Source organism: Sphingosinicella sp. (assembly GCF_041916975.1).
Lineage (GTDB): Bacteria > Pseudomonadota > Alphaproteobacteria > Sphingomonadales > Sphingomonadaceae > Sphingosinicella.
On the sequence record NZ_JAYRYK010000001.1, the window covers coordinates 2942004 to 2954248 of the forward strand.

Genomic DNA, 12245 nt, shown 5'->3' on the forward strand with positions numbered 1-12245 from the left:
CTAAGCGGCGGCGCTCTGGATCGCCGCGGCGCGGCGGCGTTCGACCGAGGAGCCGATGCCCATCGCCTCGCGGTATTTCGCGACGGTGCGGCGGGCGATGTCGAACCCGGCGGCGTTCAGGAGCTCGACGAGCTTGTCGTCGGAGAGGATCTTGCCGCCGCGTTCGCCGTCGATGAGCTCGCGGATCTTGGTCTTCACGGCCTCGGCGGAGACCGCGTCGCCGCCGTCGGCCGCCTGAATCGCCGAGGTGAAGAAGTATTTCAGCTCGAAGAGGCCGCGCTCGCACGACAGGTACTTGTTCGAGGTGACGCGGCTGACGGTGGATTCGTGCATGCCGATCGCGTCGGCGATGGCGCGGAGATTGAGCGGCTTCAGGTGCTGGACGCCGTGGAGGAAGAACGCCTCCTGCTGGCGGACGAGCTCGGTCGCGACCTTGATGATCGTGCGCTGGCGCTGGTCGAGCGCCTTGATGAGCCAGTTGGCGGATTGCAGGCAATCCGAGAGGAACGTCTTCGCGGCCTTGCCGCCAACGCCCGAAAGCTCGGCATAATAGCTGCGGTTGACGAGGAGGCGGGGCAGCGTCGCAGCGTTGATCTCGACCGCCCAGCCGCCCGCCGCAGTGCGCGCGACGAAGATGTCGGGCATGATCGGCTGCGGCGGCTCACCGCCATAGGCGAGGCCGGGCTTCGGATTGTAGCTGCGCAGTTCGGCGATCATGTCGGCGAGGTCTTCGGCATCGACGCCGCAGATGCGGCGCAGCGTCGCCATCTCGCCGCGCGCAAGAAGATCGAGGTTCGACAGCAGCGTCGCCATCGCGGGATCGTGGCGGTCCGCCTCCATCGCCTGCAGCGCAAGGCACTCGCCGAGCGAGCGCGCGCCGACGCCGGTCGGCTCGAAGGTCTGGATGATCTTCAGGACGGCCTCGACGTGGGCGGTGGGCACCTGCAGGCGCGCGCCGATTTCATTGAGGTCGCCGGTGAAATAGCCGCTCTCGTCGATGAGATCGATGATGTGGCGGGCGATGATCTGCTGGATGTCATCCATGCCCGCGAGCTGGGCGAGGAGCGTATCGTGGAGCGAGAGCTCGGCGGCGAGCGTGGCATCGAAGCCCTCGCTGTCCTCCCCGCCGCCTGCGCCGGCGACGGTGGGGCCGGCGACGCTGAGGCTGCCGTCGAGGCCGCCGGTGCCGGGGGTGGGCATGTCGCTCGCGCAGTCGTGGTGGAAGGTCTCGGCGGAATGATCGACGTCGAGGGGGGTATCGGCCTCGCCGCCGCCCGCCGCGATGAGCTGGTCCGAACCCGCAGGATCGGGCGCCGACCAGTCGTCGGAAGCGATCTCTGGAGCATCGGAGGGCTCGGCGGGAGCCTCGCCCGCCGCTTCGAGCAGCGGGTTCCGTTCGAGCTCGCCGTTGATGTAGCTTTCGAGCTCGAGGTTCGACAGCGCCAGCAGCTTGATCGCCTGCTGCAGCTGGGGGGTCATCACCAGCTGCTGCGAGTGCCTCAGATCAAGACGCGGACCGATCGCCATACGCTAGAGGCTGAAACTCTCGCCGAGGTAGACCTTGCGCACCGTCTCGTCGGCGACGAGCGCCTCGGGCGTGCCTTCGAAGAGCACGCGGCCGTCGTAGATGATGCAGGCGCGGTCCACGATCTCCAGCGTTTCGCGGACATTGTGATCGGTGATGAGGACGCCGATGTTGCGGTCCTTCAGATGGCCGACGAGGTTGCGGATATCGGCGATCGAGATGGGATCGATGCCTGCGAACGGCTCGTCGAGCAGCATGATCGAGGGATTCGCGGCAAGCGCGCGGGCGATCTCGCAACGGCGGCGCTCGCCGCCCGACAGCGACATGGCGGGAGCCTTGCGGAGGCGCGCGATCGAGAATTCGCCGAGAAGCTGATCGAGCCGCGCCTCGCGCGCCGCCGGATCAGGCTCCGCGACTTCGAGGACGGCGCGGATATTGTCTTCGACGGTCATGCCACGGAAAATCGAGGTTTCCTGCGGCAGATAACCGACGCCGAGCGCAGCGCGGCGGTACATGGGGAGGCCGGTGATATCGATGCCATCGAGGAGGATGCGCCCCGAATCGGGCATCACGAGACCCATGATCGAATAGAAGCACGTGGTCTTGCCCGCGCCGTTCGGGCCGAGGAGCCCGACGACCTCGCCGCGGCGCACGCCGAGCGACACATCGCGCAGCACGACGCGCTTGTCGTAGCGCTTGCCGATGGACACGACGGCGAGACCGCGTTCGGTGTCGACCGCGGGAGTCTCGTCCTCCATCGTCATGACTTCGCTCATGGCGGGCTTTCTACCTCACGAATACTTAACGACAAATGCAGGAACCGGCTGCCTAGGTGCCCAGTTGGCGCAATTTGTGCATGGTCGGTTTCGGCAATGCAAGCCGAACGGGACCAAACACCATAAAAAGGGTTGTGCGGGCGGTTACTGCGAACCGCGCGGGGGCACCACGAAGCGGCCGGTGACGCGGGGTCCGCCGTCAGTCGAGCTTGCCGAGCCGTCGAGCGTCGAACGGCCGTTTTCAAGGTCGATGACCAGCCGCTCGCCGCGCAGCACGCTGTCGCCGCGATTGAGGACGACGCCGCCGACGAAGGTGATCTGGCGGGTCTGGACATCGTAGATGCCGAGGCGCGAGCTCACGCGCTCGCTGGGGCTGACGAGCTGGACGCCGCCTTCGGCATCGAGCCGGTTGATCGCGAGATTGCCGCCCGTGGCGTTTTCGTAGAACACCCGCATCGTTGCCGCGTTCAGCGTCATGTTGCCTTGCACGACGCGCACCGCGCCCGAGAAGATCGCCTGCGAATCGCGGTCGCGCACCTCGATGCGCGCGGCATCGATATCGATGGGCGAGCGCGTATCATGGCCCTTCAGCGCTGAGCTGCCGAAGCCGCTCTGCGCCGAGGCGGCAAGGGGGAGGGTAAGCGCTGCGGCAGCGGCGAGGAGAAGGGCGGAGCGGATCATCGCTGCGTAATCCGCATTTTCACGCCGCCTGACAAGGTGACAACGCGCGTTTCCATGTCGGCATCGAGACGGGACGCGGAAAACGAGCCGAGCGGCATACGCCCGCTGACGCGCCCCGCGCTCGTGACCTTGCGTGTCGGCAGGCTTACCGCGACATCGCCGGTTTGCAGCACGTATCCATCCGGGCGGTGAAAAACGACCGGGCCGAGAACGTTGAGCTTTTCCGCTTCGAGATCGTAGCGGCCGCTCGGCGCGGTGACGGTGGCAATGCCTTCCTGCATCGTGAGGCGCGCCTCGATGCGCTTCAGCTCGACGACCGGCGTGTTCGAGGTGCGCTGCACGGCTTCGTCGGCAAGGATGCTGAACGGGCGGCCCTTGCTGTCTTCGCCGCGATACATGGGCGCTTCCATGCGCAGGCGCTCGGCTGCCTTTTCGACAGCGTCGCGCGACAGGATGAAGCTGAATTCCTGCTGCGCGGTGAGCGGCCAGATCAGGCAGGCGAGCAGGATCACCGCGGCGGTCGCGGGCAGCAGGCGCTTCAGGAGGATGACCTGCCGATCCCATGCGCTGCCCGGCATCGCCCAGCGGCGGCGGTCGCTGGCGAGATCGTCGGCGGCCTGCGTCATCGCCAGCTCAGCTTTCGTGGCTGAAAATGTCCTTGTCGGCCCAGCCGGCAAGGTCGAGCGCCGCGCGCGTCGGCAGGAAATCGAAGCAGGCCTGCGCAAGCGCCGTGCGCCCTTCGCGCTCCAGCCGTTCTTCGAGGATCGCCTTGATGCGGTGCAGATAGCGCACGTCGGACGCGGCGTATTCGATCTGCGCCTCGCTGAGCGTGTCTGCGCCCCAGTCCGACGACTGCTGCTGCTTGGAGATGTCCTGCCCGATCACTTCGCGCGCGAGGTCCTTGAGGCCGTGGCGATCGGTGTAGGTGCGGATCAGCTTCGACGCGATCTTGGTGCACCACACAGGCGCCATCACGATGCCGAGATACTGCTGGATGAGCGCGACGTCGAAGCGCGCGAAGTGCAGGATCTTGAGCCGCGACGGGTCGGTGAGCACCGCCTTCAGGTTCGGCGCATCGAACTGGCCAAGCGGGAACTGCACGAGATGCTCGTCTCCGCCGCCGTCCGAAAGCTGCACGACGCAGAGCCGGTCGCGCAGCTGGTTGAGGCCCATCGCCTCGCAGTCCACGGCGATGGCGCCGGGGGCGAGAACATCTGCGGGCAGATCGCCCTTGTGAAGATATGCGGTCAATCCTGTTTCCCTTCGCGACGCCGCTTCGCACGGCGCGACAGCATGTTCAGTACCTCGACGAGAACCGAGAAGGCCATCGCCGCATAGATGTAGCCCTTGGGCACGTGCGCGCCGAAGCCCTCGGCGATGAGCGTCGTGCCGATCATCAGCAGGAAGCCGAGCGCGAGCATCACGACGGTGGGGTTCTTGTCGATGAAGTTGGCGAGCGGGTCTGCCGCGAGCAACATGCAGGCGACGGCGACGATCACGGCGACGACCATGATCGGGACGTGATCGGTCATGCCGACGGCAGTGATGATCGAATCGATCGAGAAGACGAGATCAAGGAGGATGATCTGCGTGATCGCCGATCCGAAGCTCATCACGGCCTTGCTCGTATCGAACACGTCGCCGCTCGGGTCCGGATCGACGCTGTGGTGAATTTCCTTGGTGGCTTTCCACACGAGGAAGAGGCCGCCAGCGATGAGGATGATGTCGCGCCACGAGAAGCCCTGCCCGAACAGTTCGATCACCGGCTTCACCAGCGTGACGATGAACGCCACGGTCGCGAGCAGGCCGAGGCGCATGAGGAGCGCAAGGCCGATGCCGATGCGGCGGGCCTTTTCGCGCTGGCCTTCCGGCAGCTTGTTGGTGAGGATCGAGATGAAGATCAGGTTGTCGATGCCGAGCACGACTTCCATCGCGATCAGTGTGATCAGCGCCGCCCATGTGGCCGGCTGCAGGAACAGTTCGATAAGGCCTTCCATCATCCGCCTGTCTTAATGTGGGTTGATCTGGGTAATTCGAGCACGAGAATTCGGATCGTGCGCTAGAGTGACTGCACCGGCTTCTGCTGTCCGGCTGCAGGCGCGGTGAGCGGCAGGTCGGTATCTTCGAGAAGGACGGAGGCTTCGAGCTGCTGGAGCGCGCCGTAACTGTTCGCGTAGGCCTCTGCCGAGATGCGCCACTGCCGGGCGAGCTTCTGCGTGCGGGCCGGAAGCCGCTGCATGGCGAGGAGCGCGCCAGCGACATCACCCTGCGAAAGCCGCGTCGCCATATCGGCGAGCCGCGCCTCGTTGGCGGTCTGGGCCGCGGCAGCGCCCTTTTCACGCACCTGGACCAGGCTGGCGACGCCCGCCTTGAATTGCGTCCAGAGCGTATCGGCCTGTTCGGGTTCGGCGCTTTCGGCGAGCTGCGGGCGGATCTGCGCGAACCGGCGGCGCAGCACGGCGAGCGTCGGCGCGCCGGGAGACGCGGTGAGCAGCCGTTCGACAGCATCGGCATCGGCGGCGGCGAAATGGCGACGCAGCGCTGGGGCAAGCACCGCAAGGCTCTGGCCCTGCTCTGCCGCGCGCCGTGCGGCAGTGACCAGCAGCACGCCGCGCGCCTTTTCGGCGCTGGCTGCGGCAGCCTCGATGGAGCGGGCGGCGTTGCCGCCGACCTGCTCGATCTTCACGTTGATGCCTGCGAGCTCAGCGGAAACATTGTCGAGGCGTGTCGAGGTCTGTGCCTGTCCACGATCGAGCGCTTCGATGCGCGCTTCAAGCCGGGCAAGGCGTTCGGCGCTGGGGCCTCCACCGAGCGCGAGCGGCACGGGATCGTTGAGCGCGGGGGGCGTGGTCGCGGCATCGCCGAGCGGCGCGGACGTTACCGAGTGCGTTTCCAGCGCCGCGACGCGGGCTTCAAGCGCGGTGATCGTGCCGGCTTCGCGCTCGACGCGGGCGGCGAGCGATTCGACATCGGGGCGCTGCAACGCGCCGGGCAGGCGCGTGCGCACGTTCGTTTCGAACCACGGGCTGAGCAGGAGCCCGGCCGCGAACAGCACGACCCCCGCCACCAGCACCCAAGGCACTGCGCTGCGCGGGCGCGGCGTTTCGCGGGCTTCGTCGTCGATCATCCAGTCCTCGTCAGCGGTGCCTTATCCGCCTGCTTCTCGCACAACAGCCCGGCCGCCGCAAACAGCGCATCCTCGTCTGGCGTGGCCGCAACCGCACGGGCGGCCCAGCCGTCGCCCGCGGCCGTCGCGGCGTTGCGGCTGATCGCCGAGAGACGCACACCCTTGCGATGTGCGCCGAACGCGGCGCCGAGGGCTTCTCCACCGCGCGGCGAATAAATGAGTGCGACGTCCGCTGCCTCTGCGGCTGCGCGCTCCGCTTCGGACCAGCGGTGGAAATGCGCGCCGTAAACGACGCGGCGTTCGACCTTGAGACCTGCGGGCGGTGCGTAGGTGGCGATTTCGATACCGGAGAGATGCAGGATGTCGCCGATGCCCGCCGCAGCGATGGCGGCGAGCAGCTCTCCGCCGTCGTGCACCTCCGGCGTGCGGATATCGGTGAAGCCCGCATCCTGCGCGGCTGCGGCGGTACGCGCGCCGACGCAGAAGCAGGGCAGACCCAGATACGGCGCCATCGCCGGGCCGCCTTCGCGTGCCGCGGCGGCGCTTGTCAGCATGACGGCCTCCGGCATGGCGGTGGGCGGCGACCATTCTTTCGCCCTCACCTCGAACAGTGGGGCGACCACGGGTTCGTGGCCGAGCGCGCGGAGGCGGTCAGCGGTTTCAGCAGCGCCGGGCTGCGGGCGGGTAATCAGAACACGAGTCATGCGACAAAGAGACTCCGAAGAACCGGTGATGCCCGGTTTAATATGGTTTTTGCGAGGGTTTCAGCGGCAGAGGCCGCATCGATTTCCGAAAAACGCGCTTCTCCTGCGATGCGTTCCCGGCCATCCGTGCCGAGGATCTCGGCGCGAAGACGGAAGTCTGCACCATACCGCTCGGCAAGCGCGGCGACGGGGCTGTGGCAACTGCCGCCGAGCGCCGCGGCGAAAGCGCGCTCGGCGATGAGCGCCGTCATCGCGTCGGCGTCGCTCACCGCGGCGAGGTGGCTTAGGACGGTGGCGTCGCCGGCGCGGGCCTCGATCGCGATGATCGCCTGCCCCGGCGCGGGGAGCATCGCCTCTACCGGGATGGGCGTGCCGACATCGTGCATCCCGAGCCGTCCGAGCCCGGCGCTCGCGAGCAGGGTGGCGTCGGCTTCGCCGGCTTCGATGCGTGCGAGGCGTGTTGCGACATTGCCGCGGAACGGCACGAGGCCGAGGCCGGGGACGCGCGCCAGAAGCTGCGCGGCGCGGCGGGGCGAGGTGGTGCCGACACGCATTCCCGGTTGCAGGGCATCGAGGCCGGAGACGCCGATGATTCGTTCGCGCACGTCGGCGCGGGGCAGCGCGGCGGCGAGGGCGATGGCATCCGGGCGGATACTCTCCATGTCTTTCGCGGAGTGGACGGCGAAATCGATGTCGCCGTCGAGGAGCGCGCGGTCCAGCTCCTTCGTCCACAGCGCCTTGCCGCCGATCTCGGCGAGCGGACGGTCCTGCACCTTGTCGCCGGTGGTCTTGATCGGGACGATCTCGACGCTGTCCTCGGTCCAGCCGTGCGCAGCAATGAGTGCGGCGGCGGCGGCGCGCGCCTGGACAAGCGCGAGCGGCGACCCGCGCGTTCCGAGTTTCAGAGGCTCAGCCTTGTGCATGGGGGGCGGCGTATCTAGTTACGAGCGCGGAGACAATATGATCGTTTTGGGTCTGGAATCGAGCTGCGACGAAACGGCGGCAGCGCTCGTCGACGGAAACCGCAATATTCTCGCTCAGCGCATCGCGGGGCAGGAGGAGGCGCACCGGCCCTATGGCGGCGTGGTGCCCGAGATCGCGGCGCGCGCGCATGTCGACCGGCTGGCGCCGCTTGTCGAGGCGGTGATGGCGGAGGCGGGGATCGGGTTCGGCGATCTCGATGCCGTTGCGGCGACGGCGGGGCCGGGGCTGATCGGCGGGGTGATGGTCGGGCTCGTCACCGGCAAGGCGCTGGCGCTGGCGAGCGGCAAACCGCTCGTGGCGGTCAATCACCTCGAAGGTCATGCGCTTTCGGCGCGGCTTGCCGATCCGACACTGGCGTTTCCCCATCTGCTGCTGCTCACCTCCGGCGGGCATTGCCAGCTGCTCGGCGTGGAAGGCGTCGGGCGCTACCGGCGGCTCGCGACGACGATCGACGACGCGGCGGGCGAGGCGTTCGACAAGGTGGCGAAGATTCTGGGGCTGGGCTTTCCCGGCGGCCCTGCTGTGGAGCGCGCGGCGAAGGACGGGAATCCCAAAGCGGTGCCGCTGCCGCGTCCGCTCGTCGGGAGCGGGGATTCCAATTTCTCGTTCGCGGGGCTGAAAAGCGCCGTGCTGCGCGCGGCCGGCGGATCGGTGCCCGATCTTGCGGCGAGTTTTCAGCAGGCAGTGGTCGACTGCCTTGTCGACCGGACGCGGATTGCGCTTGGGCGGATGCCGGAAGCGACGCGGCTTGTCGTGGCGGGGGGCGTCGCTGCGAACGGCGCGATCCGGGCGGCGCTGCAGCGCCTCGCTGACGAGAACGGCATCGGTTTCACAGCGCCGCCGCTCGCGCTCTGCACGGACAATGCGGCGATGATCGCGTGGGCCGGGATCGAACGGCTGCGCGCCGGGCATACCGACGCGCTCGACGTACCGGCGCGCGCGCGCTGGCCGCTCGACCCGGAAGCGGAGCCGGTGCGCGGGGCAGGAGTGAAGGCATGAAGGTTGGCGTGATCGGCGGCGGCGCGTGGGGCACGGCGCTTGCGGAGGTTGCCGCAGGAAGCGGCGACGTGGTGCTGTGGGCGCGCGAGCCGGAAGTGGTCGTGGATATCAACGGCGCGCGGGAGAACCGGCTGTTCCTGCCAGGTGTGCGACTTTCCGAAGCGATTGTCGCGACGGATGACCTTGCTGCGCTCGGTGATTGCGGCGTGCTGCTCGTTGTGGCGCCCGCGCAGCATGTGCGGAGCGTGCTTGCCGGGGTGCCGAACCGGGATACGCCGATCGTGCTCTGCGCCAAGGGCATCGAGGCGGCGACGCGCAGACTTGTAGGTGAGGTGGCTGCCGAAGTGTTGCCCGATGCGCCGCTTGCCGTGCTTTCCGGGCCGACGTTCGCGCGCGAGGTGGCGATGGGGCTGCCGACCGCGATCACTTTCGCCTGCGCCGACCGCGCGCTCGCCGAGCGACTGATCGCGCGCATCGCCGCGCCGCGCTTCCGCCCTTACTGGACGGATGACGTGATCGGCGCGGAGGTAGGCGGCGCGATCAAGAACGTGCTTGCGATCGCGTGCGGCGTCGTTGTGGGTCGGAAACTCGGTGAGAACGCGCGCGCGGCGCTGATCAGCCGGGGTTTTGCCGAAATGCTGCGCTTCGGCATCGCCAAGGGCGCGCGCTCCGAAACGATGCGCGGCCTTTCGGGGCTCGGCGACCTGGTGCTCACCTGCTCCTCGACGCAGTCGCGCAACTTCTCGCTCGGGCACGGGCTCGGCGAGGGCAAGAGTGCGGGGGAACTGCTCAGCGACCGGCTGACGGTGGCCGAAGGGGCGTTCACGGCGCCGGTGCTGCAGGCGGCGGCGGACGAGCTTGGCGTCGACATGCCGATCACGCGCGCGGTGTGCAGCCTGCTCGACGGCAGCGCATCGGTGGACACGGTGATCGCCGAACTGCTCTCCCGCCCGCTGCGCAGCGAGGACATTTGAGTCCGCTCCTGTCGGCAAATTTTACATCCGAATAACAAGATTTCCCAAACGGAACATTAACCATATGATATTGCAGGATTCCGCCAAGATGGCGCGGCTCTTGCTTGGGCTGGCCCCATCTGCGTGACCGCCGCGCGGCACGCCGTGCGTACCCCTGCTGGGAGGGGTTTGCGTCTCTGGTATCAGGGTGGGAAAATGCAAAAATCCATTCTCGTCGGAGCCTCTGCAATTGTGCTGGGGCTGGTTGCTTCGTCGTCTGCGTTCGCGGGAGGCATCACCAAGGTTTCGATGGCGGACAACAAGGCGTTGCTGCAGCCGAAGCTGGTGGTTTCAGGCGCCGGCCAGGTCAACGATCCGCAGTTCAAGGTGGGGGCAAGCGCGTACTCGGGCGTTGGCGGTCTCATCATGAACACGGACTCGCTCGATGCGGCCGGGTTCATCACCGTTTGCACCGGAACGTTTATCTCCGCGGATGTCGTCGTCACCGCGGCACACTGCGTCGATGATTCCGATCTCAACCGCATCCGTTTCCGCACCGGCGCGGGCAATGGCCTTGCCGGTACGACCTTCGATGCCGAATACGAAGCCTTCAGCTACTGGGTGCATCCGGGCTTCGATTTTCCGAGCAACGACATCGCTTTCATCAAGCTGAAAAAATCGGCGTCGAACGGCGAAGAGATCTACGGCGTCTACACCAGCAACGATGAACTCGGGCAGATCCACACCAAGGTGGGCTTCGGCACGACGGGCGAAGGCACGGCGGGCACGCGCGGCATCACGCCTGCCGCGGACGACTTCGACAAGCGCGCCGGCAACAACATCTACGAAGGTCTCGGCAGTGACATCTTCTCCGATGTCGGCGACGGCGTTCTGCTGTTCGATTTCGATAGCGGGCTCGACGAGAACGACGTGTTCGGTTCGGTGGATCGCTGGTTCTGCGGCGGCCTTGAACTCTGCTTCGCGCACGACACCGGTGTTGTGATCGACGGCGTGCGCACCGAGGTGAACAGCTCGCCGGGCGACTCGGGTGGTCCGACGTTCATTGCCGGGCTTCTCGCGGGCATCACTTCGTTCGGCATTACGGGCGGCGTGTTCGACGGCGGTTGCGGTCCGGGCTTCCTCGATCCGGATTCGAATGCGCCCGGCGTTGACGTGGGCGTCACGCCCGTATCGAACGCCTGCACCAACTCGAGCTTCGGCGAGCTTTCGGGCGACACGCGCGTGTCTTATTATCTCGACGAGATCTACGCGATGCTGCGCGGCGACCTGCGCATGATCTTCCTGCCCGAGCCGGGCATGATCGGTCTGTTCGGCCTTGGTGTCGTCGGAGCGCTCGCCGCGCGCCGCCGCCGCAAGACCGCATAACTTCCCCCGAACGCCGCAGCCCCCCGGCCCGCGGCGTTTCTAAAAAGGCATCGCCGTCAGAAATCGACGGCGATGCCTTTCCTTTCCCAGTCACCGTAGCGCACGGGGTCCGGCCCTGCGGGGCCGCCCTCTTCCTTTTCCTTCGGTGGCGCTTTCGGTTTCGCGGTTTTCGCGGGCTTCTTCTCTTCCATTGGGCTCTTCCACCATATTCATAGCTGTGCGCGCGCGGGCGGGCGCGGCACCATGCAGGCGAGATAAAGGGAGGCGGACGACATGAAAAGCCTTGAAGGCCGGGCCATTGCCGTAACCGGCGCGGGAAGCGGCATCGGACGCGCGCTTGCGATCGGCCTTGCCAAGCGCGGCGCGAAGCTGGCGCTTTCCGACAAGGACGCGGACGGGCTTGCCGAGACTGCACGGATGCTCGGCAACTATCCGCATACGCACGCGGCGTTCGATGTGACCGACGAGGCGGCGCTGAAAAGCTGGATCGACGCAGCCGCCGCCGAATTCGGCGGGCTCGACGGGATTATCAACAATGCCGGGCTTTCGGTGGTGGCGCCGTTCGCCGACACGCCGAAGGCGGATTTCGACAGGGTAATGGCGGTGAATTTCAATGCAGTCGTGAACGGCTGCCGCCACGCCATCCCGCACCTTCGCAAGTCCTCCGATGCGTGGCTGGTGAACATCTCGTCGGTGTTCGGCATGATGGGCTATCCGACGCAGTCCGCGTACAACGCCTCCAAATACGCGGTGCGCGGGCTCACCGAGGCGCTGTATCTGGAGCTTGGGCAAACCGATCCGCACATCAATGTGATCCGTGTGCATCCCGGCGGCATCAAGACCAACGTCGCGCGCAACGCCAAGTTCATCAAGGGCATGGACGGGCGGACAAACGCGCTCGATTCGGGCGACGAGTTTGAAAAGTCGGCGCGCACGACGCCTGCCGAGGCCGCAGAAACGATCATCCGCGGCATGGAACGGCGCCAGCACCGCGTGCTGATCGGCGGCGACGCGCGCTTCATCGACATCATGACGCGGCTGTTCCCGGTGAGCTATTTCAAGCGCATCGGCAGTTTCCTCGGCAGCGGAAACTCTTGAAGCGAGGCAGGC

At 66.9% G+C, this 12245-nt stretch carries 14 protein-coding genes; 4 read left to right on the top strand and 10 right to left on the bottom strand.

Features of this window, described 5'->3' with window-relative positions; all coding sequences use genetic code 11:
• From rpoN to hemC, 9 genes are all read right to left on the bottom strand, one after another.
• On the bottom strand, window positions 1-1527 hold the full coding sequence (gene rpoN, locus ACE3TJ_RS13935; RefSeq protein ID WP_374597134.1) for an RNA polymerase factor sigma-54: 1527 nt from the start codon (window positions 1525-1527) through the stop codon (window positions 1-3).
• 3 nt (window positions 1528-1530) lie between these two features.
• Window positions 1531-2301, bottom strand: a complete 771-nt coding sequence (gene lptB / locus ACE3TJ_RS13940) for an LPS export ABC transporter ATP-binding protein (RefSeq protein ID WP_293780668.1) — start codon at window positions 2299-2301, stop codon at window positions 1531-1533.
• A 144-nt stretch (window positions 2302-2445) separates the two neighbouring features.
• Window positions 2446-2982: an LptA/OstA family protein gene (locus ACE3TJ_RS13945; RefSeq protein ID WP_374597136.1), complete on the bottom strand. Its 537-nt coding sequence runs from the start codon at window positions 2980-2982 to the stop codon at window positions 2446-2448.
• Window positions 2979-3608, bottom strand: a complete 630-nt coding sequence (lptC, locus tag ACE3TJ_RS13950) for an LPS export ABC transporter periplasmic protein LptC (RefSeq protein WP_374597138.1) — start codon at window positions 3606-3608, stop codon at window positions 2979-2981. The genes ACE3TJ_RS13945 and lptC overlap by 4 nt, the downstream gene beginning before the upstream one ends.
• A gap of 7 nt (window positions 3609-3615) precedes the next feature.
• Entirely contained in the window at window positions 3616-4233 is a 618-nt protein-coding gene (locus ACE3TJ_RS13955) for a ribonuclease D (RefSeq protein WP_374597140.1), read from the bottom strand.
• On the bottom strand, window positions 4230-4979 hold the full coding sequence (locus ACE3TJ_RS13960; protein ID WP_374599409.1) for a TerC family protein: 750 nt from the start codon (window positions 4977-4979) through the stop codon (window positions 4230-4232). Before ACE3TJ_RS13960 ends, ACE3TJ_RS13955 begins: the two co-directional genes overlap by 4 nt.
• 62 nt (window positions 4980-5041) lie before the next feature.
• Window positions 5042-6109, bottom strand: coding sequence for a COG4223 family protein (locus ACE3TJ_RS13965; RefSeq protein WP_374597142.1), 1068 nt, complete (start codon window positions 6107-6109; stop codon window positions 5042-5044).
• Window positions 6106-6813, bottom strand: coding sequence for a uroporphyrinogen-III synthase (locus ACE3TJ_RS13970; RefSeq protein WP_374597144.1), 708 nt, complete (start codon window positions 6811-6813; stop codon window positions 6106-6108). The genes ACE3TJ_RS13965 and ACE3TJ_RS13970 overlap by 4 nt, the downstream gene beginning before the upstream one ends.
• Window positions 6810-7736, bottom strand: a complete 927-nt coding sequence (gene hemC, locus ACE3TJ_RS13975; RefSeq protein ID WP_374597146.1) for a hydroxymethylbilane synthase — start codon at window positions 7734-7736, stop codon at window positions 6810-6812. The genes ACE3TJ_RS13970 and hemC overlap by 4 nt, the downstream gene beginning before the upstream one ends.
• A gap of 37 nt (window positions 7737-7773) precedes the next feature.
• Here hemC and tsaD point away from each other — a divergent pair, with 37 nt between their 5' ends.
• From tsaD to ACE3TJ_RS13990, 3 genes are all read left to right on the top strand, one after another.
• Window positions 7774-8796 (top strand): tRNA (adenosine(37)-N6)-threonylcarbamoyltransferase complex transferase subunit TsaD, encoded by a 1023-nt coding sequence (gene tsaD, locus ACE3TJ_RS13980; protein ID WP_374597148.1) that lies wholly within the window; start codon window positions 7774-7776, stop codon window positions 8794-8796.
• Entirely contained in the window at window positions 8793-9770 is a 978-nt protein-coding gene (locus ACE3TJ_RS13985) for an NAD(P)H-dependent glycerol-3-phosphate dehydrogenase (protein WP_374597150.1), read from the top strand. The genes tsaD and ACE3TJ_RS13985 overlap by 4 nt, the downstream gene beginning before the upstream one ends.
• Before the next feature lie 195 nt (window positions 9771-9965).
• A complete protein-coding gene (locus ACE3TJ_RS13990) occupies window positions 9966-11135 on the top strand; it encodes a trypsin-like serine protease (protein ID WP_374597152.1) in 1170 nt (389 codons plus the stop codon).
• A gap of 56 nt (window positions 11136-11191) precedes the next feature.
• Here the strand turns inward: ACE3TJ_RS13990 and ACE3TJ_RS13995 are convergent, their stop codons facing one another.
• The gene (locus ACE3TJ_RS13995) at window positions 11192-11326 is read right to left on the bottom strand and encodes a DUF1674 domain-containing protein (protein WP_374597154.1); all 135 of its coding nucleotides are present in this window, start codon (window positions 11324-11326) and stop codon (window positions 11192-11194) included.
• Window positions 11327-11408: 82 nt separating this feature from the next.
• On the opposite strand from ACE3TJ_RS13995, the gene ACE3TJ_RS14000 reads away from it, so the two are divergent.
• A complete protein-coding gene (locus ACE3TJ_RS14000; protein WP_374597156.1) occupies window positions 11409-12233 on the top strand; it encodes an SDR family NAD(P)-dependent oxidoreductase in 825 nt (274 codons plus the stop codon).
• Window positions 12234-12245 lie beyond the last annotated feature (12 nt).